Below are 22251 nucleotides of genomic sequence, written 5' to 3' on the forward strand. Positions count from 1 at the left end.
TGTAACGTGATGAGAGGGCAAGACGTTACGCCGGTCAGGTGTATGAGGAAAGGATTCCGGGATGGCGGATCCGGAGGGCTTCTCGGCGGCCCGGCGGCTGGTCGACCTCGCCGAGGCGGTCCGCGCGGATCCCGAACTGCCGCGCGCCGACCTCGCCCGGCTCCTTGCGGCGCACGGTGAGCGGCCCGTCGACCTGAGCGAGCACACCTTCACCGAGACGGCCGCCGCCGAACTGCGCGCGGCGGCGCGGCGCATGGCCGGGCTCCTCGCCGAGACCGACGAGGACCGCGTCGCCGGGGCGCTCAACGCGCTGTTCGAGGAGTGCGGCGGACGGCCCCGGCTGACCCGGCACGACGGCCACCCCTGGCACCTGCACGTGGACCGGGGCGAGGAGGCCGGCTGGGGGGACTGGTACCTGGCGTCGGGGGCCCTCGTGCTGGCTCGGCTGCTCGGCGAGCACGGGCGCATCACCTGGGGAGCCTGTGCGGCCCAGGGGTGCGGGCGGTTCTTCCTCGGCCCCGGGCCGGGCAGTACCCGCCGCTACTGCTCCGCCACCTGTGCCACCCGGGTCCGCGTCGCCGCCCACCGCCGCCGGCGGCGCGAGGGCGGGGCCGCCCCGGAGCGGTGAGGGCCCGGGGACGGAGAACCGGGGGCCGAGGACCGGGACGGCGCAGGACCGGGAGGGCGGATGGCCGAGCGCCGTGTCGACCGGGGGCGGGCGGCGGCCCGGTGGTCCGCCCGCGAACACGGGGCGGGACCTCCGGGCCGCCGTCGGCGGCGCCGTGGATCAGCCGGCTTCGCGCACCTGGGCCGCCGTCGGCGCGGTACCGCCGAGGTGGGCCGGCAGCCACCAGGCGTCGGAGGCGTCCTTCGGCTGCGCCGGGTAGGCGCGCTGCGCCGCGTCCAGCAGTTCCTGCACCCGGTCGCGCACCCGGCGCGTGATGGCGCCGGCGTACTGGTCGGCCGGGGCGTCCATCGGCTCGCCCACCCGCATCGTCACGGGGATGTGGCTGCGCTTGAGGTTCTTCGGACGGCCCTTGGTCCACAGCCGCTGGGTGCCCCACAGCGCCACCGGGATCAGCGGGACACCGGCCTCCTGCGCCATGCGCGCCGCACCCGATTTGAAGCTCTTGAGCGTGAAGGACTCCGAGATCGTGGCCTCCGGGAACACCCCGATGATCTCGCCGGAGCGCAGCGAGTCCAGAGCGTGCGCGTACGCCGTCTCACCCTGCTTGCGGTCCACCGGGATGTGCTTCATCGCGCGCATCAGCGGACCGGACACCTTGTGGCGGAAGACCGACTCCTTCGCCATGAAGCGCACCAGGCGCTTCTGCGGCCGCGCCGTCAGGCCGGCGAAGATGAAGTCGAGATAGCCGATGTGGTTCGACACCAGCACCGCCCCGCCCGTGCGCGGGATGTTGTCGGTGCCCTCCATGTCGATGCGGATGTCGAGCGCGCGGAACAGTCCGTGCGCGGCGCCGATCACCGGAGGATAGACGAACTCAGCCATGATGCGGAGACCCCGCTTTCTGCCTGGGGAGGTGCTCCCGGCCGGAAGTTACGGCAGCGTAGGTTACGCGGCCATGGGGGATGGTGCCCCATACGGGGGCTGCTGGCCAGCCCAGACGCTCCTGCCCGGAGAGATTCTCGTCACGCAGGGAATGCGCCGGGCCCGCCATACGCTCCGATCAGAGGACGGCGTACGGGTGGAGGTACGCGGACACCGGCGGCGACGGGAGTTGGGGTGCTCGGGAACGAAGAGGTGCGGCTCGGCGCCGGGGACCTGGGCGCGGAGCGGGGGGAGCGGGCCAGCCTGGTGCAGTTCTCCAGTGCGTTCTGCCAGCCCTGCCGGGCCACCCGGCGCATCCTGGCCGAGGTGGCGGGGATGGTCGCGGGGGTCGCGCACGTCGAGATCGACGCCGAGGAGCGGCTGGACCTGGTCCGGGCCCTCGGGATCGAGAAGACCCCGACCGTGCTGGTGCTGGACGCGTCGGGGCGGATCGTCCGGCGCGCGGCCGGGATGCCGCGCAAGGCGGACGTGATCGCCGCGCTCGGAGCGGCGGTCGCATGACGGATACGCCGGTACGCGCGCCCGCACGCAGCGTGACGCGCCCGACATCTGGCCGCTCCCGCTTGACTGTGTACACGGGAGATCGCCAGGCTGACCGCATGCGGTATGAACTCCTGCTCTACGGGCGGGTCCACGTGGACCTCGTCCGCCACGCCGGCGCGCGCTGTCCGGGCCACTGACCGACCCCGGCCCCGACCTCAGCAGTGCCCCGCCCGTGGCAGAAGGAAGACACCCCATGACGGCTCCCACCGCCCAGACGGCCGCCTCCGACCGGCCCGGCGCGGGCCTGCCCGGCTCGCCCGACCTCCTGCGCTCGGTGTTCCGGCAGCACGCCGCCGGCGTCGCCGTCGTCACCGCCCGGGACGGCGGACGCCCCGCCGGGTTCACCGCGACCTCGCTCAACTCCGTCTCCGCCGATCCGCCGCTCCTCTCCTTCACCATCGGCACCGGCGCCTCCAGCTGGCCCGCCGTCCGCGACAGCGAGTACCTCGGCGTCCACATACTCGGCGAGCACCAGAAGGAACTCGCCGGTCTGTTCGCCCGTAGCGGAGCCGACCGTTTCGGCCCCGGGACCGGGTGGGTCCCGGGCCCGCACGGGGTACCGGTGCTGGACGGCGTCCTGGCGTGGGTGGCCTGCCGGGTGGTGGCCCGGGTGCCCGCGGGGGCGCACCGGGTGGTCATCGCGGAGGTGGTCGCCGGGGACCCGGCCGGGGAGGGCCGTCCCCTGCTGTACCACCAGGGACGCTTCAACGCGTTGCGCGACTGAATCGTCCCTGTTGGGGCGGGTCGGGCGGCGTTGGGCAGATCACAGTTCACCGCCCTTGCCACTTGCGGGGACGCGCGGTGTACTGGCGAGTAACATTCCCATCGGAGCGCGGGCCGCCCCGACAGGGGTCCGCCCGACGAGGCGCCTATGCTGCCTGCACAAGGCGGTATCAGAAAAAGACGATGCGGTAGGAGAGCCGGCGTGAGCCTGAGGATCGTTGTCTGTGTGAAGTACGTGCCCGACGCCACCGGCGACCGGCACTTCGCCGATGACCTGACCGTCGACCGCGACGACGTCGACGGCCTGCTGTCGGAGCTCGACGAGTACGCCGTCGAGCAGGCGCTCCAGATCGCCGACGAGGCCGACGATGCCGAGATCACCGTCCTGACGGTGGGCCCCGAGGACGCCAAGGACGCGCTGCGCAAGGCGCTGTCCATGGGCGCCGACAAGGCCATCCACGTCGAGGACGACGACCTGCACGGCTCCGACGTCATGGGCACCTCGCTGGTGCTCGCCAAGGCGATCGAGAAGGCCGGCTACGACCTGGTCATCACCGGCATGGCCTCGACCGACGGCACCATGGGCGTCCTCCCGGCGATCCTGGCCGAGCGCCTGGGCGTCCCGCAGGTCACCCTGCTCTCCGAGGTCAAGGTCGAGGACGGCACCGTGACCGGCCGCCGCGACGGCGACACCGCGAGCGAGACGCTGGAGGCCTCCCTCCCGGCGCTCGTCTCGGTGACGGACCAGTCGGGCGAGGCCCGCTACCCGTCCTTCAAGGGCATCATGGCGGCCAAGAAGAAGCCGGTCGAGTCCTGGGACCTCGAGGAGCTGGAGCTCGAGGCCGACGAGGTCGGCCTGGCGGGCTCCTGGACCGCGGTCGACTCCGCGGCGCAGCGCCCGGCCCGCACCGCGGGCACGATCGTCAAGGACGAGGGCGAGGGCGGCAAGCAGCTGGCCGGCTTCCTTGCGGAGCAGAAGTTCATCTAGGCCCGGCCCGGCCGGCCGGAAGCCCTCCCGACAGGAGCTCCGGCCAACCCCTCTTAGCCCCCAGACACTTCGCAATCGCAGGAGAGCAGTCCCATGGCTGAAGTTCTCGTCTATGTCGACCACGTGGACGGCGCCGTCCGCAAGCCCACCCTCGAGCTGCTGACGCTGGCCCGCCGCATCGGCGAGCCCGTCGCCGTCGCCCTGGGCTCCGGCGCGGACGCCACCGCCGCCGTGCTCGCCGAGCACGGCGCGGTCAAGGTCCTCACCGCCGACGCCCCCGAGTTCACCGAGTACCTCGTCGTACCGAAGGTGGACGCGCTCCAGGCCGCGTACGAGGCGGTGTCCGCCGGCGGCTCCCTCGCCGCCGTGCTCGTCCCGTCCTCCGCCGAGGGCAAGGAGATCGCCGCCCGCCTGGCCGTGCGCATCGGCTCGGGCATCATCACCGACGCCGTCGACCTGGAGGCGGGTGACGAGGGCCCGGTCGCCACGCAGGCCGCCTTCGCCGCGTCCTTCACCACCAAGTCCCGGGTCTCCAAGGGCACCCCGGTCATCACCGTGAAGCCCAACTCGGCCCCGGTCGAGGCCGCCCCGGCCGCCGGAGCCGTCGAGGCGCTCGCCGTCACCTTCGGCGCCCTGGCCACCGGCACCAAGGTCACCGGCCGCACCCCGCGCGAGTCCACCGGCCGCCCGGAGCTGACCGAGGCCGCGATCGTGGTCTCCGGCGGCCGCGGCGTCAACGGTGCCGAGAACTTCGGCATCATCGAGGCGCTCGCCGACTCCCTCGGTGCCGCGGTCGGCGCCTCGCGCGCCGCAGTCGACGCCGGCTGGTACCCGCACTCCAACCAGGTCGGCCAGACCGGCAAGTCGGTCTCCCCGCAGCTGTACATCGCGTCGGGCATCTCCGGCGCGATCCAGCACCGGGCCGGCATGCAGACCTCGAAGACCATCGTCGCCATCAACAAGGACGCCGAGGCCCCGATCTTCGACCTCGTCGACTACGGCGTGGTCGGCGACCTCTTCTCGGTCGTCCCGCAGCTGACCGACGAGATCAAGGTCCGCAAGGGCTGACCTGCAGGTACGCCGTCCCCGGGGCCGTGTGGTGATTCTCACCGCGCGGCCCCGAGTCGTTTGTCCAGGACGGCGGGGGCACCATTGACGGGGCGGAACCCCGTGGCTAAATTCTGCTATGCGGATCTAACCTTCCGTGAAGCGGAAAAGAGGAGAGTGCACGATGGGTCAGCAGGAGAAGGTGGCGACGAGCCTCGCAGGCGCGGTCAGCGAGGGCATCAGCGCCTCCCTCGCGCCGGTGGACGCGGAACTCGCGCGGCACTACCCGGGCGACCCCGGCACCCGCCAGCCCATCCACACGGTCTACGTGCCCGGTGACGTCTTCGCCGCGGACACCATCCGCTCCTGGGGCGACCAGGCCCTCGCCGCGCTCGACGAGCACGCCCCGGACGCCGCCGCCTTCGCCGAGGTGCTCGGCATCTCCGACGAGCTGGCCGTACCGGTCTACGAGCGCGTGCGCGCCAAGCTCCTGCGCGAGCCGATCGAGGACCTCCGCGTGGACTTCGAGGACGGCTTCGGCGTCCGCTCCGACGAGGAGGAGGACCAGGCCGCGGCCCGCGCCGCCCGCCTCGTCTCCGAGGCCTTCTCCAACGGCGCCAACGCCCCGTACATGGGCATCCGCATGAAGTGCATGGAGTCCAACGTCCGCGACCGCGGCATCCGGACCACCGACGTCTTCCTCTCCGGCCTGCTGGAGCACGGCGGCCTCCCCGACGGCCTCGTCCTGACCCTCCCGAAGGTCACGTACGCCGAGCAGGTCAGTGCCTTCGTCAAGCTGCTGGAGGCCTTCGAGGCCGCCCGCGGGCTGCGCGCGGGCCGGATCGGCTTCGAGATCCAGATCGAGACCAGCCAGTCGATCGTGGCCTCCGACGGCACCGCCACGGTCGCCCGGATGATCGAGGCCGCCAAGGGCCGCGCCACCGGCCTGCACTACGGCACCTTCGACTACAGCGCCTGCGTCGGCGTCTCCGCCGCCTACCAGTCCAGCGACCACCCCGCCGCCGACCACGCCAAGGCGATCATGCAGGTCGCCGCCGCCGGCACGGGCGTACGCGTCTCCGACGGCTCGACCAACGTCCTGCCGATCGGGACCACCGCGCACGTGCACGAGGCCTGGAAGCTGCACTACGGCCTGACCCGGCGCGCCCTGGCCCGCGCCTACTACCAGGGCTGGGACATGCACCCGGCGCACCTGCCCACGCGCTACGCGGCCGTCTTCACCTTCTACCGCGAGGGCCTGGAGACCGCCGCGGCCCGCCTCAAGGCGTACGTGGCCAAGATCGAGGGCGACGTGATGGACGAGCCCGCCACCGCGAAGGCCCTGGCCGGCTACCTGGTCCGCGGCCTCGACTGCGGCGCCGTCGGCGCCGAGGAGGTCACGGCCCTGACCGGCCTGACCCGCGCGGAACTGGACGCGTTCGCGATCCCGCGCCGTTCCGCGACCCTGACGGCGACCGGCTGACCGAGCCGCACGCGGGACCCGGCCGAACGCCCCCGGCCGGGCCTCGCGCCGCACGGCCCGCCGGCCCGGGACGAACGTGTTCTCGTCCGCGACCTCCCCGCGAGGCCGGCGGGGCCCCGGCGGGGCGTCGCGCCGCCCGGTGTCGGCGCACGTCAGTCCGCGGGGGCGATCTCGCCCGAGCCGCGGGGGACGAGCCGGGTGGGGAGTTCGATGCGGGCCGGGGGCAGGAGCGCGCCCGACAGGCGTCGGAAGAGGCGGTCCGTCGCCACCCGGCCCAGGGCCGCGGCGTCCTGGGCCACCACCGTGATGCCGGGGCGCAGCAGGTCGGCGAGCTCGAAGTCGTCGAAGCCGACCAGCGCCACCGGACGGGCGCCGGCGGCCAGCACCCGTACGAGCGTCACCGTCACCCGGTTGTTCCCGGCGAAGAACGCGGTCACCGGCGCGGGGCCGGAGAGCATCGCCCGTGCGGTGGCCGTCACCCGGTCCGGGGCCGTGGAGCCGAGCGACACCCAGGATCCGGCCACCGGCAGCCCCGCGGCCTCCATGGCCCGGCGGTACCCGCGCAGCCGCTCGGTGGCGGTGTGGATGTGCGGGTGGTCGCCGATGAAGCCGATCCGGCGGTGGCCCGAGGCGATCAGGTGGGCGACCCCGTCCCGGGCGCCGCCGAAGCTGTCCGAGAGGACGACATCGGCCTCGATCCGCCCGGCGGGCCGGTCCACGAAGACCGTGGCCACCCCGGCGCGCATCTCCGGCTCCAGGTAGCGGTGGTCGTCCCCGGCCGGGATCACGATCAGCCCGTCCACCCGGCGGGCGCACAGCGCGAGCGCCAACTCCCTTTCCCGCTGCGGGTCCTCGGCGCTGGAGCCGTTGATGAGCAGTGCGCCGTGCGCGCGGGCCACCTCCTCCACCGCCCGGTTCAGCGGACCGTAGAACGGGTCCGCGAGATCCTCCAGGACCAGGCCCACGGTGGCCGTCCGGCCCTTGCGCAGGACCCGCGCGCTGTCGTTGCGGCGGAATCCGAGCGCCTCGATGGCCTCGTGGACGCGCTTCTCGGTGTCGGGGGTGACGCCCGCCTCGCCGTTGACCACGCGGGACACCGTCTTCAGGCCCACGCCCGCCCGGGCCGCCACGTCCTTCATGGTCGGCCGGTTGCCGTAGCGGGGCTCGGTCGAGTGGCGGCTGTGGGGCACGGTGGGGAAACCTCCGGCGGTATCGGACGGGCTCTGGCCTTGAGGATAAGCAGTCGGCCGAGAGTGAGGTTTCCGTGGCAGGGTGGTGCGGGCAAGCCTCTGGGGGCTCCGGACGAGCCATGGGGAGAGGGGTAGACGTGATTGTCTGGATCAACGGCACATTCGGTGCCGGAAAGACCAGCACGGCCCGCGAACTGACCGGAATCCTCCCGGACAGCACCCTGTTCGACCCGGAGTTCGTCGGGGACGCCCTCCGTGTGCTGCTGCCCCGCAAACGCCTGGCGGAGGTCTCCGACTACCAGGACCTGCCCAGTTGGCGGCGGCTGGTGGTGGACACCGCCGCGGCGGTGCTCGGCGAGGTGGGCGGGGTGCTCGTCGTCCCGATGACGCTGCTGCGGCAGGAGTACCGCGACGAGATCTTCGGAGGTCTGGCGGCACGCCGGATTCCGGTGCGGCACGTGCTGCTCGCCCCAGCGGAAACGATCCTGCGGCACCGGATCGCCACCCGGGAGGAGCCCGGGGCGCAGCAGGACGTGGACCTGAGGGTCCGCCAGTGGGCGTACGACCACATCCCCGCCTACCGGCAGGCCCTGGGCTGGCTGACCGCGGACGCCCACGTCCTCGACAACGGGGCCCTGAGCGCCCGCCAGAGCGCCGAGCGGATCGCCGAAGCCGTCCGCACCGAGGCCGCCCCGGTCTGCGACATCGTCCAGACCCCGGACCCCACCCGCGAGACGGTGGCCGCCGGGGTGCTGCTCTTCGACGAGCAGGACCGGGTGCTGCTGGTGGACCCGACGTACAAGGCGGGCTGGGAGTTCCCGGGCGGAGTCGTCGAGGCGGGCGAAGCGCCGGCCCGCGCCGGCGTACGGGAGGTCGCCGAGGAGCTGGGGCTCGTACTGGAGCGGCCCCCGGGGCTCCTCGTCGTGGACTGGGAGCGGCCGCACCCGCCCGGGTACGGCGGGCTGCGGCTGCTCTTCGACGGCGGCCGCCTCCCGGCCGGGGCCGGGGCCCGGCTCCGGCTCCCCGGACCGGAGCTGCGCGCCTGGCGGTTCGCCACGGAGGACGAGGCGGCCGACATGCTCCCGCCGCACCGCCACGAACGCCTGCGCTGGGCCCTGCGCGCCCGGGAACGCGGCCGCCCCCTGTACCTGGAGGCGGGCGTCCCGGTCGGGTGACGCGGTGGGGCTCCCGGCCGGGCGTGAGCAGCGGGGGCGCTCCCGGTCGGGTGTGAGCGGGGGCGCGGGTCCGGGTCCGGGCGGGCCCGGCCGGGAGCCGGTCCGGGTGGCCGTGGCCCGGGTGGCCGTGCGCGGATAGGCGTGTGTGGCGGGGGCGGTCCGGGTGGCCGTGGCCCGGGCCGGCCTGTCCGGCGGGTGGGGTCAGGCAGCGGGAGTGCCGGAGGCGGCCTTTGCCAGAGCGGCCGCGGTGTCCACCGTCAGGGGGTCGCCGTGGCCGAAGCAGGCGACCCGCGGCGAGAGCGCGGCCAGCCGTCCGAAGGAGCGGATCGCCGCGGCGCGGTCCACGTTGAAGACGCCCAGCATCACCTGGCCCACGGCGGCGACGCAGTCGCCCGCGAACAGCACCCCGTGGCGCGGCAGGTGGACGCCGATGCTGCCGTCCGTGTGGCCCGGGGCGTGCACGACGTACGCCCCGTCCCCGAAGCCCAGCGCGTCCCCGTCCTCCAACTCCACGTCCACCGGCGTGGGCGGGGCCTCGGGGACCGTCAGGCCGTGCGCGTACAACGGGATCTCCCAGTCCAGCAGCGCCGGCTCGGGTACCGGCGCTTCACCGCGGACCACCGGCGCGTCCAGGCGGTGCACCAGTACCCGGGCGCCCCATCGGGCGGCCAGCTCACCGGCCGCGCCGACGTGGTCGCGGTGGCAGTGTGTCAGGACGATCCGCTCCAGGCGCTCGGGGGAACGCCCCAGCGAGCGTACGGCCCCCTCGATCTCGGCAGCGGAGCGGACGTTGCCCGCGTCGATCAGGGTGAGCGCTTCGCCGTCCTGCCAGAGGTAGGCCTGGCCGATCGGGAAGCGGAGCATGTGGAGCCGGTTCGGTAGCACTTCGACGAGGTCCATACCGCGAACGTACGCAGCTCCGCCCGCCCCGAGCCCCCGGGTTCGCCCGAAGCGGAGTACGCCCGGAGCGCACGGGCGCCCCGGGCACACGGAACGGAGCGGACGGTCCGGACGGTCGTGGACCCGGCGGGGCGGTCGCGGTCCGGGCGGGTCGGGCGGCTCCGGTCCGGTCGGACGTCGACCGGTGCGGGGCGTCAGGCGCGCCTGGACTCCGCGTAGTTGACGAGGAAGAGGGCCTCCGCCACCGACAGGCGCTCCAACTCCTGCGGTGACACGCTCTCGTTGACCGCGTGGATCTGCGCCTCGGGCTCGCTCAGCCCGATCAGGAGCATCTCCGCCTGCGGGTACAGGGACGTCAGCGTGTTGCACAGGGGAATCGACCCGCCCATGCCGGCGATCTGCATCTCCTGACCCGGGTAGGCCGTCCGCAGGGCCGCGGCCATCGACGCGTACGCCGGGCTGCCGGTGTCCGCCCGGAACGGCTGGCCCTGGCCGACGACCTCGAGCTCCACGCGCGCCTGCCACGGGGTGTGCGCCACGATGTGCGCCTCCAGGAGCTTGATCGCCTCGGGAGTGTCCACGCCCGGCGGCACCCGCAGGCTGATCAGCGCGCCCGCGCTCGCGTGCACCGACGGCGTCGCACCGACCACCGGCGGGCAGTCGATGCCCAGCACGGTCACCGCCGGGCGCGCCCACAGCCGGTCCGCGACGGTGCCCTCGCCGATGAGACCGACCCCGTCCAGCACCCGCGCGTCGGCGCGGAAGTCCTCCTCCGGGTACTGCAGGCCCTCCCACACCGCGTCCGAGGCCAGCCCGTCCACGGTGGTCGAACCGTCCGCCGCCCGCAGCGAGTCGAGCACCCGGATCAGAGCGGCCAGCGCGTCAGGGGCGGCGCCGCCGAACATGCCGGAGTGCAGGTTGCCGCCGAGCGTGTCGACCTTCACCTTCAGCAGGGTCATCCCGCGCAGGGTGGCCGTCACCGTCGGCAGGCCGAGCCGGAAGTTGCCCGCGTCGCCGATGACGACGGCGTCGGCGGCCAGCAGCTCCGGGTGGGCCTCGGCGTACTGCTGGAGACCGCCGGTGCCCTGTTCCTCCGAGCCCTCGACGATCACCTTCACGCCCACGGGCACTCCGCCGTTGGCCTTCAGGGCGCGCAGCGCCAGCAGGTGCATGATGAAGCCGCCCTTGCAGTCGGCCGAGCCGCGCCCGTACCAGCGGCCGTCGCGCTCGGTCAGCTCGAAGGCCGGGGAGATCCAGGCGGCGTCGTCCAGCGGGGGCTGCACGTCGTAGTGCGCGTACAGCAGCACCGTGGGTGCGCCCTCGGGGCCGGGCAGGAAGCCGTACACGGACTGCGTGCCGTCGGGGGTGTCGAGCAGTGCCACGTCCTGGAAGCCCTCGACGCGCAGTGCGTCGGCGACCCAGTTGGCGGCGGCCTCGCTCTCGCTCTTGGGAAACTGCGCCCAGTCCGCCACCGACTGGAAGGCCACCAGCTCGGTCAGCTCCTGCTTGGCGCGGGGCATCAACGAGGCGACGGTCTCGGCGATCGGATTCTGGGACATGGGCACGCTCCTTTTGGGTGCGACGTTGGTATCCGTGTACGCCGCCCGCATCCGCGTGGTGTGCGTATGCCGGATACGGCGAAAGGCAGTCCCGATCCTCGCACAGCAGGGCGCGGCCGACTCTCGCCGTAGGATTTCACCGGCATCGGAGCAACCGGGTGATCAGGAGCGGCAGCACATCGTGAGCAGCGACGACGTACGCGACGCAGGCGCGGGCGCAGGCCCAGGCGCAGACGCACACGCAGGACGGGCCGCGCGGGGGGCGGGCGACGGGGCGCCGGGGGAGCCCGGGGCGGCCGAGCAAGCCCTTGGGGACACGGCCGGGGAACCGGCTGAGGACCCGTCCGGGGACACGGCCGACGACACGTCCGGGGACGCGGCCGACGACCTGTCCGGGGACGCGGCCGACGACCTGTCCGGGCCCGCGGCCGAGGAGACGGCGGGAGCGGCCGAGGCCGGGGAGACCGGCGGGGCCGCCGGGGCGGACGAGGTGTGGGACGTGGTCGTGGTCGGAGCCGGCCCGGCCGGTTCCTCAGCCGCGTACGCGGCGGCGACCGCGGGGCGCCGCGTCCTGCTGCTGGAGAAGGCCGAACTGCCCCGCTACAAGACCTGCGGCGGCGGCATCATCGGCCCTTCGCGGGACGCCCTGCCGCCGGGCTTCGCGATCCCCTTCAAGGACCGCATCCACGCGGTCACCTTCTCGATGAACGGGAAGCTGACCCGGACGCGGCGCTCCAAGCAGATGCTCTTCGGCCTCGTCAACCGCCCCGAATTCGACGCCGGTCTGGTGGCCGAGGCGGAGAAGGCCGGGGCGACCGTCCGCACGGGGACGGCCGTGTCCCGCGTCGAGCAGCACGGGACGGCCGTGCCCGACCGGCGCACCGTCGCCGTGGTGCTCGCCGACGGGGAGACCGTCCTGGCGCGGGCGGTCGTCGGTGCGGACGGCAGCGCGAGCCGGATCGGCGCGCACGTCGGGGTCGAGATGGACCAGGTGGACCTGGGCCTGGAGGCGGAGATCCCCGTGCCGGAGTCGGTCGCGGAGGACTGGAAGGGGCGGGTCCTGATCGACTGGGGTCCGCTGCCCGGCAGTTACGGCTGGGTCTTCCCCAAGGACGACACCCTGACCGTCGGGGTCATCTCGGCCAAGGGCGAGGGTGCGGCGACCAAGCGCTACCTGGACGACTTCATCGCCCGGCTGGGTCTGGCCGGCTTCGAGCCGACCGTCTCCTCCGGGCACCTGACCCGTTGCCGCACGCCCGAATCGCCGCTGTCCCGCGGCCGGGTCCTCGTGGCGGGCGACGCGGCCGGGCTGCTGGAGCCGTGGACCCGTGAGGGCATCTCCTTCGCACTGCGCTCGGGCAGGCTGGCGGGGGAGTGGGCAGTGAAGATCGCCGAGGCCCAGGACGCCGTGGACGCGCGCAGGCAGGCGCTCAACTACGCCTTCGCGGTGAAGGCGGGACTGGGCGTGGAGATGGGCATCGGCAAGCGGATGCTGACCCTCTTCGAGTCCAAGCCGGGGCTGCTGCACGTGGTGATCACCGGACTGCGTCCGGCGTGGCGGGCGTTCGCCCGGATCACGCGGGGGTCGACGACCCTGGCCGAGCTCGTACGGACGTACCCGCTGGCCCGCAGGGCGCTGCACGCGCTGGACGCGAAGCAGGCGGCCCGGGGCGGCGAGGCCTCGTAGAGCCCGCCGTCGGCCGCCAGGCCGCCCGCCCGCCCGCAGGCCCCGGCCACCGCGGACGCAGCCACCCGTCCGCCGGGCCACCGTCGGCGCAGCCACCTGCACACGGTGAGCGGGGCGGGTGGCCGGGGGAGGAGCGGGCGGCGGCGCCTGTCCGCGCCGATGGCCATGGCGTCCACGTCACCGGGTCCCGCACCGGGCGTCCATCTGCCGGGCCACCAGGCGCGCCCCCCGCCTGCCCGGCCACGGCCGACCCAGCACCCACCCGTCCGCCTGCCACCGCCGGCCCGGAACCCCGCCCCGCCCGGGCGCCCGAGGTGGCGTGGACCGTGCTCGGGCCGACGTGCGTGCGGGACCCGGGGGCCGGGAGCGTGCGGCCCTGCGCACCCCACCGGGGGCGGCCGTGCGGCGCCCACCCGGCCCGGGCCGCTCCTGCCGGGTCCTGCCCGGGCGGGTGTGGGCCCGTGCTCTCAACGAGGGCGGCCGTGCGGCGCCTGCCGGCGGGTGCGGGCGGGTGCGGGCCCGCCCGGCCGGGTGTAGACCTGCGCACCCGCCGGGGGCGGCCCGGGCCGTCCATGCCGGGTCTTGCCGGGCAGGCCCGGGCGGTGCCTGCCCGGCGGGCACGGCCGTGCGGCGCCTGCCGGGCCCGGGTAGGACCCTGCAGGGTCCTACCCGGGCGGGTGCAGGCCCGCGCACCCACCGGGGCGGCCAGGCGTGGGCCGTTCCTGCCGGACCTGCCCGAGCGCGTGCGAGCCCGCCTTCTCATCGGAAGCGGCCGTACGGCACCGACCGGGACCGGGCCGTTCCCGCCCGGGCGGGTGTAGGCCCTGCGCGCCCGCAGGGCCGCCCCCGCACGACACCCGCGGTGCGTCCGCAGGGTGCCCCCTCGCCGGGGGTCAGCCCCGCACGCTGATCCGGAAGACCGGGTGGTCGTCGGCGGCAGCCTGGAGCTCCGCGTCGGAGGACGTCGCCGTCACGCCCTGGAAGAACCGGTTCACCTCCCAGCCCCACTTCTCCAGGTAGGCGCGCAGCACGGCCGCCTTCCGCACCGGGTCGGTGATCTCGGTGACGGTGAAGGACCGCACCCTGCGCCCCACGCGCAGCTCCCCGCCGCCCGCGACCCGCATGTTGCGGACCCACTGGGAGTGGCCGCGGGCCGAGACCAGGTACGGGACACCCTCGAACGTGTGCGGGTTGACCGGGATCCACTGCATCCGGCCCGACGTGCGGCCGCGGACCGACAGCTCGGCGGTACCGGCCACGCTGACGCCCCACCGGGCGAGCCTGCCGAAGAGCGCGTTGAAGCGCGTCGCCAACCGACCGGCCTGGACGTAGTACGGGGTGGGCGCGTTCACAGTGACCTCCGGGGCCGGTGCGGCGTTACGAGAGCACTGCTCTCGCTTGCCCTCAGTGTGCACGGGCGACCGCGACAAAACAAGAGCAGTGCTCTCGAAGTGGATCGGTGTTCTGTTTTTTGAGCGGTGCTCCCACCGCGTGGCACACTGATCCGCATGAACACCGTCCGAGGGGCCAGGGAACGGGCTCGCATCGAGGTCACCGCAGCCATCAAGGGCGAGGCGCGCCGCACGCTGGCCGCCGAGGGCGCCGCCAAACTCTCCCTGCGCGCCGTCGCCCGCGAGCTGGGCATGGTCTCCTCCGCCCTCTACCGCTACTTCCCCAGCCGGGACGACCTGCTCACCGCGTTGATCATCGACGCCTACGACAGCCTCGGCGCGGCCGCCGAGGAGGCCGACTCCCGCGCCGTCACCGCCGGCGCCCGGCCCCACGCCCGCTGGGTCGCGATCTGCGAGGCCGTCCGCGCCTGGGCGCTCGTCCACCCGCACGAGTACGCCCTGATCTACGGCTCCCCGGTCCCCGGCTACAGCGCCCCCGTGGACACCGTCGGCCCCGCCTCCCGGCTCGGCAACGCCCTCATCGGCGTCCTGCGCGCCGCTCAAGAGGGCCGCGGTCTCGCCCTGCCCCCGCTGCCGGCACACCTGCGCGCCGAAGCCGAACGGATGAGCGCCGACTTCGCCCCGGGCCTGCCCCCCGAGGTCACGGCCGCGCTCGTCGCCGCCTGGGCGCACCTGGCGGGCCTCGTCTCCTTCGAGCTGTTCGGGCAGTTCAACCGGGTGGTGGAGGACCGTGCCGCCTTCTTCGCGCACGCGGCCGGCCAGCTCGCCCACGGGGTCGGGCTGACCGTCGTATGACGTCCGGTCGGCAGGGAGGCCCTGATTTCGCCCGACGGACATTCACATGATGAGGCGACAGGTCGCTCTTCTGTTCCTCATGCGAATGCAGGCGGTCCAGCCTTGAACGAAGGGCCGTCCGTCTAGTGTTCCTCGGGTCGCACCCCCACGCCCGCCGCCGGAGGAACCGTCATGCCCCGCGCCGTGAAGGTCCTCTACGCCGTGCTGGCCACGCTCTTGCTCGCCGCGCCGGCACCGGCCGTCACGGCGTCGGCGCAGCCCTTGCGCCCGGTGCGACCGGCGGCGGCCGAGATCCAGGGCCAGGCCAGGGCGAAGACCGAGGCCAAGACGAGGGCCGAGGCCGAGGCAAAGGCCGAGGCAGGGGCGAGGACGGGGGTCCCGGCCGTCGAACCCGCCCCGGCCCCCGCCGCACCGCCCGCCCCGCGAGCGCCCGGTGTGCGCGGCCTGGAGATCGCGGTCCCCGCGTACGTCTGGGCGAACGATCCGATGCTGGCCGACCTCACCGCCACCGGACCGGCGGCCTCCGTCGTGGTGCTCAACCCGGGCAACGGCGACTCCCCGTTCGACGGCCCCTGGCAGACCCGTGCCGACGCCCTGCGCGGCGGCACCACCGCGACCGGCGAGAAGACCAAGGTGCTCGGCTACGTCCACACCGACCACGGGAGCCGCAGCGCCGCCGCCGTCAAGGCCTCCGTGGACAACTACCTCAAGACCCCCGACGGACGGCTCCACGTCGACGGCATCTTCTTCGACGTCGTCAGCCGAGAGTGCGGCCCGGGGAACGCCACCCGCGACCACTACGCGGAACTCCGCCGCTACGTCCAGGAGGTCATGGACGCGGCCGACCCGGCCGCCCCGGACCTCGTGGTGAACAACCCCGGGACGGCCATCGCCGACTGCTACCTGGAGCCGGGCCGCCGCACCGCGGACGTCTTCGTCACGTACGAGGACACCCACGCCGCCTACAACGCCGGCGGCTGGCTCGGCGGCAATGTCTTCAACCACCTCAGCGGATACCGGGCCGGCACCGAACTCGACCCGAGCGGGACGGCGTTCTGGCACCTGGTGCACGGTGTCCCCGACGCCGAGGCGATGCGCGCCACGCTGCGCACCGCCTTCGACCGCGGCGCCGGCTACGCGTACGCGACCGGCACGGTGATGCCGAACCCCTGGAACGCGGGCCCGGCCTGGAAGTACCGCGCCCAGACCGCGTACGCCGCCACCCTCGGCTAGGCCCCGTCGGACCGTGCCGGACCGGCACGGTCCGAACCGGGCGACCGACCTAGCCGCCTTCGTTCTCCGGATGCCGGGTGAAGCGCCACAGGACCCGGGTCACCTGGAGGACGAAGACCCCGCCCGCCACGACCGCGCCCGCCAGGGTCAGGGCCCGGTGCGCCGCGGGGGACAGGGAGAGCGCCGCAGCCGCTCCGTACACCGCGCCGAAGGCGAGGGCCGCCGCGAAGCAGGCGCTGACGAAGGCGTAGCCGATCTCGATGGTGATCGCGTCCCGGTCCGCCTGCGTACGTCGCTCCATCCCCGCAGTCTCACAGCGTGTGCGGCCGGTCACAAGAAGGCCTCGCCGCCGGCCCTCGGCCGCCGTCGCCGACCCGGGCCTCAGATCCCGGACGTCTGGCTCCACAGCCGGGCCAGCTCCATGTCGCCGGTGACCCCGGGGCCCGCGAGCGGAAGCCGGTTCCACAGCGCCGCGTAGAGCCAGGCCGCCTCGCCCGAAAGCTCGCAGTCGGCCTCCCCGTCCGCGGCCTCCCGCACGGTGCGGGCCGGCTCCCGCGACAGGTGTACGGTCCACACGGCGCCGGTGTCGACGGCCCGTACCCGCAGCACCCGGGGCTCCGGCGTCCGGACCCGGCTGCGGGCCCGCGCGTGGAAGCCGCGCAGCAGCTCGTCCACCCCGTCCTCCGCGAACCGCGGCTCCACCGCCGAGAACGCGACCCCGAGCGCGGCCTCGGCGTCCATCCGGTGCACGGCCGTCTCATGGGCCTGCCGCCGTGCCCAGAAGGCCAGCGGCGAGGGAGCCTCCGTCGGCAGGAACGTCCAGCACTGCACGTCGGCCGGGGCCTCCGCGAGGGTCCGCACCAGAGTCTCGTGTCCCTCGCGGAACCAGCGGAGGAGCTCGTCGCCGACCAGTTCCGGCGGGTCCGGTATCGGCTCCGGCTCCGGCCGCGCCCCGCCGACGAAGCCGGCCGCCCAGCGGTGTACGGCCCCGGTGTGCCGCAGCAGGTCGGCGATCCGCCACCCGCCGCAGGTGGGCACGGGAGCGTCCGTACCGGCCCTGCGCCCCAGCTCGGCGAGCAGTGTTCCGTCCCGCCCGAGCGCCTTCACGTACGCATCGATGTCCATACGGGGGAGTCTCGCAGCGGACCCGCGACAATGGGGGCATGGACGGGGAACTCTTCCCGCGCGAGCGGACCGTGATCGCCCCCGGCGCCGTGCACGTCCCGGACTGGCTCGGGGCCGTGCGGCAGCGGGAGTTGCTGTCGGCCTGCCGCCGGTGGGCCCGGCCGCCGGCCGGCCTGCGGACCGTCCGCACCCCCGGCGGCGGGACGATGACCGCCCGGCAGGTGTGCCTGGGGCTGCACTGGTATCCGTACGGGTACGCCCGCACCGCCGTCGACGGCGACGGGGCGCCGGTCAAGCCGATGCCCGGATGGCTCGCGGAGCTCGGGCGTGAGGCGGTCGCCGCCGCGTACGGCGAAGCCCGGGCCCCCGGGGAGGCGTACGACATCGCACTGGTCAACTTCTACGACGGGGACTCCCGCATGGGCATGCACCGGGACGCCGAGGAGCGCTCCGGGGCGCCGGTGGTCTCCCTGAGCCTCGGCGACACCTGCGTCTTCCGCTTCGGGAACACTGCCACGCGCGGCCGGCCGTACCGGGACGTCGAGCTGCGCAGCGGTGATCTGTTCGTCTTCGGGGATTCGAGCCGTCTGGCCTACCACGGGGTGCCGAAGGTCCTGCCGGGTACGGGCCCACCAGCGCTGGGGCTCTCCGGGCGGCTCAACATCACGCTCCGCGTCAGCGGGCTCGCGTGAGCGCGGGGAGTGCGGCACCCGCCGATCATGCGAGGATCGCTGTCATGAACGGCAACGGGGCCCCGCCGCGGGTGGGGGATGTGACCACGGTGTCCACGCGGGCCAGGCTGGAGCGGGGCCGTGGCGCGCTCGGCCCGGCGCTGGAGCTCGTCCACACCGGCCGCGCCCCGACCCGCGCGGTCCTGACGGCCGAGCTCGGCGTCACGCGCGCCACGGCCGGAGCGGTGGCCGCCGAGCTGGAGGCCCTCGGGCTGATCCGCGTGGACTCCCGCCCCGGCGGGGCGGGCGGGACCCAGGGGCGGCCCTCGCACCGGCTGTCCGTGGCCGAGGACGGCCCCGTGGCCCTGGCGGCCCAGGTGCACTCGGACGGCTTCCGGGCCGCGCTGGTCGGCCTGGGCGGGCGGATCGTGGCCACCGCCCCCGGCAAGGTCACCGTCTCCGCGGACCCGGCGCAGGTGCTCGGCGCCGTGGTGCGCGCAGGGGCCGAGCTGCTGGCGGAGACCGCCCGCCGCTGCGTGGGCGCGGGACTCGCCGTCCCCTCGGCGGTCGCCGAGCCGGAGGGCACGGCACTGAACCCGCTCCACCTGGCCTGGCCCGCCGGGTCCCCCGTCCGGGCCATCTTCGCGGAGTGCGTGAAGGCCGCCGGGATCGACGGCCCGGCCCTCACCGGCAACGACGTCAACCTCGCGGCACTGGCCGAGCACCGTCACGGTGCGGGGCGCAGCGCGCAGCACCTGCTCTGCGTGGCGACCGGGCACCGCGGGGTCGGCGGGGCCCTCGTACTGGACGGCCGCCTGCACAGCGGGAGTTCGGGCCTCGCCCTGGAGGTCGGCCACCTCACCGTGAACCCGGAGGGGCGCCCCTGCCACTGCGGCGGCCGGGGCTGCCTGGACGTGGAGGCGGACCCGTTGGCGTTCCTGACGGCGGCCGGACGCCCCGCCGGCCCCGAGGTGTCGCTGCTGGCACAGGCCCGCGAGCTGCTGCGCGAGAAGTACGCGGAGCCGGCGGTCCGGGCCGCCGCCGAGGAGCTCATCGACCGGCTGGGGCTGGGCCTCGCGGGCCTGGTGAACATCCTGAACCCGGACCGGATCATCCTGGGCGGACTCCACCGGGAACTGCTGCACGCCGACCCGGAGCGACTGCGCGCGGTGGTGGCGGACCGCAGCCTGTGGGGACGCAGCGGGGGCGTGCCGATCCTGCCGTGCACCCTGGACCACAACAGCCTGGTGGGCGCGGCCGAGCTGGCATGGCAGCCGGTCCTGGACGACCCGCTGGGCGCCTTGGGCGCGGCGGCCTAGACGTACGGCTGGCCCGCGCGGTCGGCGCGGGGCGCCGGGTGCGGGGTGCCGGGCGCCGTTCGGGACCGGGCTGTGCGGGCGGACCTGCGGTCTGCCCGGGTCGGGCGCTGACGGCCGGGCGTCCGTCTCTCCGGCCGGGCCCGACGGGCCGGGTGGGCGTCAGCCGGGCCTGATGCCGGCCGATGCCGCCACCGGCACGGCGGTCGGAACGGCCTCCCGGTCCACGGCGACGACCGCCGCCCGGGCGGGTTCTCGTACCGGCTTGGCCGCGATCCGCACCGCGCGCGGCGGCGACGCCGGTGCGGGGGCCGCCCTGAGGGAGAACCACACCACCTTGCCCGACCCGTTGTCCCGGCTGCGCGCGCCCCAGGCCTCGCTGACGGCCTCCACGAGCGCGAGCCCGCGCCCGCACGTCTCCAGCGCTTCCGCCCGCGCCTCCCGGAGCACCGGGAGGCGCGGATCGCTGTCGATGACCGACACCGTGAGGCGCCCCAGGCGGAGCTCGATCTCGACCGTGCAGGTCTTGTCGGGCTGTGCGTGGCGGTGGACATTGCTGAGCAGTTCCGTCACGCCGAGCGCAGCCCGGTCGATGAGCGGATCGAGCTGCCAGTGGCGCAACTGCGCAGAAACGATTCTGCGGATCTGGCCGATCCGGCACGGCAAGGCCTGCAGTTCGACGACGCAGTGCCTGCGGGAATGACTGATCACGGCTGCGACTCCCCGACATGAGTGTTACGGGTGCTGCACCCTCGGTAATGCTCCACCAGGGTCACCCACGGTAGGCCGCAGTGCAACCGAACGCGATCGAAAGGGATTCGCATGGAAACCCAAAGTGACTGTTTGTGCAGGTGAGGGAGGTACATTGCGAAAGCAGGGGGTGAAAAACCCGCGCACAGACGCACCGAAGGAGCACGGCGCATGAGCACCACCGGCACGACCGCCACGACCATCGACGTCGACCGCAGCGACGCGGACTACCGGGCCTGGTTGAAGGAGGCCGTCCGCAAGGTCCAGGCGGATGCCAACCGCTCCGCGGACACCCACCTCCTGCGCTTCCCGCTCCCCGAGGAGTGGGGCATCGACCTCTACCTCAAGGACGAGTCGACACACCCGACCGGCTCGCTCAAGCACCGCCTCGCGCGCTCGCTCTTCCTCTACGCGCTCTGCAACGGCTGGATCCACCCCGGCCGCCCGGTCATCGAGGCCTCCTCCGGCTCGACCGCCGTCTCCGAGGCGTACTTCGCCAAGCTCATCGGCGTCCCCTTCATCGCCGTCATGCCGCGCACGACGAGCCCGGAGAAGTGCCGGCTCATCGAATTCCACGGCGGCGAGTGCCACTTCGTGGACGACCCGATGAAGATGTACGAGGAGTCGGCGGAGCTCGCCGCCCGCACGGGCGGGCACTACATGGACCAGTTCACCTACGCGGAGCGGGCCACCGACTGGCGCGGCAACAACAACATCGCGGAATCGATGTTCCAGCAGCTACAGCTGGAACGTTTCCCCGAGCCCGCCTGGATCGTCGCGACCGCGGGCACCGGCGGGACCTCCGCGACCATCGCCCGCTACGTGCACTACATGCAGCACGACACCCGCATCTGCGTGCCGGACCCGGAGAACTCCTGCTTCTTCGACGGCTGGACCGAGCACGACCCGCACGCGAGCAGCGACTGCGGCTCGCGCATCGAGGGCATCGGCCGCCCGCGCATGGAGCCGAGCTTCGTGCCCGGCGCGATCGACCGGATGATGAAGGTCCCGGACGCGGCGAGCGTGGCCGGATGCCGGGCGCTGGAGCAGGCCATAGGACGCAAGGCGGGCGGTTCGACGGGGACCGGGCTGTACAGCGCCCTGAAGATCATCGCGGAGATGGTGGCGGAGGGCCGTACGGGCAGCGTGGTCACGCTGCTCTGCGACCCGGGCGACCGCTACCTCGACAAGTACTACTCCGACGCGTGGCTGGCGGCGCAGGGACTGGACATCGCCCCGTACGCGAAGACCATCGACACCCTGCTGACGACGGGCGTCTGGCGCGAACCCGCCGCCTGAGCGGCCGCCCGGCCCGGCTTCGGCGGCGCGCCCGGGCCGCCCCCCTACGGCGCCTACTGCTCCGAAGCCCGCCGGGCCGTGAGGCGGTCGTCGAGGGCGCGCACCGCCGAGCGGAAGGAACGGCCCAGCCCGGGGCGGGCGGCGCCAAGGCCCAGGCGGAACGGGGCCGGGCCGTCGGCCGCGAAGGTCCAGCGGATCAGGGTGCCGGAGCCGGCCGGGGTCAGCCGCCACTCCTCCAGCAGGGCGCGTACCCCGGGGAGGTTGGTCTCGTCGACCCGGTAGGCGTACCGCTGTTCGGGATCGGCGGCCATGACGGTCTCCCGGAAGCGGACCCCGCCCATCAGCCGGACCTCCCGGCCCGCACCACCGCGGATCGGCCGGACCAGGGTCACCGCCCTGAACCAGGCCGGCCAGGCGGTCACTTCCTCGGCGAGCGCCCGGTACACCACGGCCGGCGAGGCCGCGGTCCCGGCGGTGAAGACGAGCCGGACCGGGGCGTCCTCGGTGAAGTCCATCCCCACGGGGCGGAGTCGGCGAGCCATTGCGGTACCCCCTGCGGAGTGACGTGCGGAACGCGAGTGCGAGCACCATAGCTGGCCGGTCGTCAGATGTCCGCGCCCGGGAGGGGGAACGGACACCGGAACACTAGGCACGCGCGGGCCCGGGCGGGATGCTGGAGCCGCACCGATCCACGCCGCGTCCGTGAGCGGAGGCCGCCGTGCCGCACACCCCCGCACCCCCCTCCCCGCCCACCGGCCCGTCCTCGGCGCCGGATCCGCCCTCGC

General features: G+C 74.2%; 22 protein-coding genes. 13 read left to right on the forward strand and 9 right to left on the reverse strand.

What is annotated here, in order from left to right:
• Positions 1–61: 61 nt before the first annotated feature.
• Positions 62–628, forward strand: a complete 567-nt coding sequence (locus ACFWU6_RS11405; RefSeq protein ID WP_383801715.1) for a CGNR zinc finger domain-containing protein — start codon at positions 62–64, stop codon at positions 626–628.
• A gap of 159 nt (positions 629–787) precedes the next feature.
• Here ACFWU6_RS11405 and ACFWU6_RS11410 read toward each other — a convergent pair whose 3' ends face one another.
• Positions 788–1510, reverse strand: coding sequence for a lysophospholipid acyltransferase family protein (locus ACFWU6_RS11410; RefSeq protein ID WP_383801712.1), 723 nt, complete (start codon positions 1508–1510; stop codon positions 788–790).
• Positions 1511–1744: 234 nt separating this feature from the next.
• On the opposite strand from ACFWU6_RS11410, the gene ACFWU6_RS11415 reads away from it, so the two are divergent.
• The 5 genes from ACFWU6_RS11415 to ACFWU6_RS11435 all read left to right on the forward strand — a co-directional run bounded on the left by ACFWU6_RS11415 (position 1745) and on the right by ACFWU6_RS11435 (position 6354).
• Positions 1745–2071, forward strand: coding sequence for a TlpA family protein disulfide reductase (locus ACFWU6_RS11415; protein ID WP_383801709.1), 327 nt, complete (start codon positions 1745–1747; stop codon positions 2069–2071).
• 235 nt (positions 2072–2306) lie between these two features.
• Positions 2307–2837, forward strand: a complete 531-nt coding sequence (locus ACFWU6_RS11420; RefSeq protein ID WP_383801706.1) for a flavin reductase family protein — start codon at positions 2307–2309, stop codon at positions 2835–2837.
• Positions 2838–3038: 201 nt separating this feature from the next.
• A complete protein-coding gene (locus ACFWU6_RS11425; RefSeq protein WP_383801704.1) occupies positions 3039–3824 on the forward strand; it encodes an electron transfer flavoprotein subunit beta/FixA family protein in 786 nt (261 codons plus the stop codon).
• 93 nt (positions 3825–3917) lie between these two features.
• A complete protein-coding gene (locus tag ACFWU6_RS11430) occupies positions 3918–4892 on the forward strand; it encodes an electron transfer flavoprotein subunit alpha/FixB family protein (RefSeq protein ID WP_383801701.1) in 975 nt (324 codons plus the stop codon).
• Positions 4893–5055: 163 nt separating this feature from the next.
• Complete coding sequence (locus tag ACFWU6_RS11435) at positions 5056–6354, forward strand: DUF6986 family protein (protein WP_383801698.1); 1299 nt, start codon at positions 5056–5058, stop codon at positions 6352–6354.
• A gap of 152 nt (positions 6355–6506) precedes the next feature.
• Here the strand turns inward: ACFWU6_RS11435 and ACFWU6_RS11440 are convergent, their stop codons facing one another.
• Complete coding sequence (locus ACFWU6_RS11440; RefSeq protein WP_383801787.1) at positions 6507–7493, reverse strand: LacI family DNA-binding transcriptional regulator; 987 nt, start codon at positions 7491–7493, stop codon at positions 6507–6509.
• 170 nt (positions 7494–7663) lie between these two features.
• Between ACFWU6_RS11440 and ACFWU6_RS11445 the strand changes: the two genes are divergently transcribed.
• Complete coding sequence (locus ACFWU6_RS11445; protein ID WP_383980543.1) at positions 7664–8719, forward strand: NUDIX domain-containing protein; 1056 nt, start codon at positions 7664–7666, stop codon at positions 8717–8719.
• A gap of 201 nt (positions 8720–8920) precedes the next feature.
• On the opposite strand, the gene ACFWU6_RS11450 is transcribed toward ACFWU6_RS11445, so the two are convergent.
• Both ACFWU6_RS11450 and ACFWU6_RS11455 read right to left on the reverse strand, forming a co-directional pair.
• On the reverse strand, positions 8921–9619 hold the full coding sequence (locus ACFWU6_RS11450; protein ID WP_383801693.1) for an MBL fold metallo-hydrolase: 699 nt from the start codon (positions 9617–9619) through the stop codon (positions 8921–8923).
• A gap of 194 nt (positions 9620–9813) precedes the next feature.
• On the reverse strand, positions 9814–11178 hold the full coding sequence (locus ACFWU6_RS11455; RefSeq protein WP_383980545.1) for a dipeptidase: 1365 nt from the start codon (positions 11176–11178) through the stop codon (positions 9814–9816).
• 490 nt (positions 11179–11668) lie between these two features.
• On the opposite strand from ACFWU6_RS11455, the gene ACFWU6_RS11460 reads away from it, so the two are divergent.
• Complete coding sequence (locus tag ACFWU6_RS11460; RefSeq protein WP_383801785.1) at positions 11669–12865, forward strand: geranylgeranyl reductase family protein; 1197 nt, start codon at positions 11669–11671, stop codon at positions 12863–12865.
• An 893-nt stretch (positions 12866–13758) separates the two neighbouring features.
• Here the strand turns inward: ACFWU6_RS11460 and ACFWU6_RS11465 are convergent.
• Positions 13759–14217 (reverse strand): deazaflavin-dependent nitroreductase, encoded by a 459-nt coding sequence (locus tag ACFWU6_RS11465; protein ID WP_383980547.1) that lies wholly within the window; start codon positions 14215–14217, stop codon positions 13759–13761.
• Between the two features lie 156 nt (positions 14218–14373).
• Between ACFWU6_RS11465 and ACFWU6_RS11470 the strand changes: the two genes are divergently transcribed.
• Complete coding sequence (locus tag ACFWU6_RS11470) at positions 14374–15072, forward strand: TetR/AcrR family transcriptional regulator (protein ID WP_383980549.1); 699 nt, start codon at positions 14374–14376, stop codon at positions 15070–15072.
• A 171-nt stretch (positions 15073–15243) separates the two neighbouring features.
• Positions 15244–16305 carry a spherulation-specific family 4 protein gene (locus ACFWU6_RS11475; protein WP_383801682.1) on the forward strand — a complete coding sequence of 354 codons (1062 nt, stop codon included), beginning with the start codon at positions 15244–15246 and terminating at the stop codon, positions 16303–16305.
• 49 nt (positions 16306–16354) lie between these two features.
• On the opposite strand, the gene ACFWU6_RS11480 is transcribed toward ACFWU6_RS11475, so the two are convergent.
• Together ACFWU6_RS11480 and ACFWU6_RS11485 are read right to left on the reverse strand one after the other, a co-directional pair.
• Positions 16355–16606 (reverse strand): DUF6332 family protein, encoded by a 252-nt coding sequence (locus ACFWU6_RS11480; RefSeq protein WP_383801679.1) that lies wholly within the window; start codon positions 16604–16606, stop codon positions 16355–16357.
• A gap of 80 nt (positions 16607–16686) precedes the next feature.
• Entirely contained in the window at positions 16687–17430 is a 744-nt protein-coding gene (locus tag ACFWU6_RS11485) for a maleylpyruvate isomerase family mycothiol-dependent enzyme (protein ID WP_383801676.1), read from the reverse strand.
• 38 nt (positions 17431–17468) lie between these two features.
• Here ACFWU6_RS11485 and ACFWU6_RS11490 point away from each other — a divergent pair, with 38 nt between their 5' ends.
• Together ACFWU6_RS11490 and ACFWU6_RS11495 are read left to right on the forward strand one after the other, a co-directional pair.
• Positions 17469–18122, forward strand: coding sequence for an alpha-ketoglutarate-dependent dioxygenase AlkB family protein (locus ACFWU6_RS11490; protein WP_383801673.1), 654 nt, complete (start codon positions 17469–17471; stop codon positions 18120–18122).
• Between the two features lie 44 nt (positions 18123–18166).
• A complete protein-coding gene (locus tag ACFWU6_RS11495) occupies positions 18167–19420 on the forward strand; it encodes an ROK family protein (RefSeq protein WP_383801670.1) in 1254 nt (417 codons plus the stop codon).
• 159 nt (positions 19421–19579) lie between these two features.
• On the opposite strand, the gene ACFWU6_RS11500 is transcribed toward ACFWU6_RS11495, so the two are convergent.
• Positions 19580–20128 carry an ATP-binding protein gene (locus ACFWU6_RS11500; RefSeq protein WP_383801667.1) on the reverse strand — a complete coding sequence of 183 codons (549 nt, stop codon included), beginning with the start codon at positions 20126–20128 and terminating at the stop codon, positions 19580–19582.
• A gap of 210 nt (positions 20129–20338) precedes the next feature.
• Between ACFWU6_RS11500 and ACFWU6_RS11505 the strand changes: the two genes are divergently transcribed.
• The gene (locus ACFWU6_RS11505) at positions 20339–21466 is read left to right on the forward strand and encodes a PLP-dependent cysteine synthase family protein (RefSeq protein ID WP_383980551.1); all 1128 of its coding nucleotides are present in this window, start codon (positions 20339–20341) and stop codon (positions 21464–21466) included.
• A gap of 53 nt (positions 21467–21519) precedes the next feature.
• On the opposite strand, the gene ACFWU6_RS11510 is transcribed toward ACFWU6_RS11505, so the two are convergent.
• On the reverse strand, positions 21520–22008 hold the full coding sequence (locus tag ACFWU6_RS11510; protein ID WP_383801662.1) for an SRPBCC family protein: 489 nt from the start codon (positions 22006–22008) through the stop codon (positions 21520–21522).
• Between the last annotated feature and the right edge of the window lie 243 nt (positions 22009–22251).

Source organism: Streptomyces sp. NPDC058674, assembly GCF_042716505.1.
Classification (GTDB): domain Bacteria; phylum Actinomycetota; class Actinomycetes; order Streptomycetales; family Streptomycetaceae; genus Streptomyces.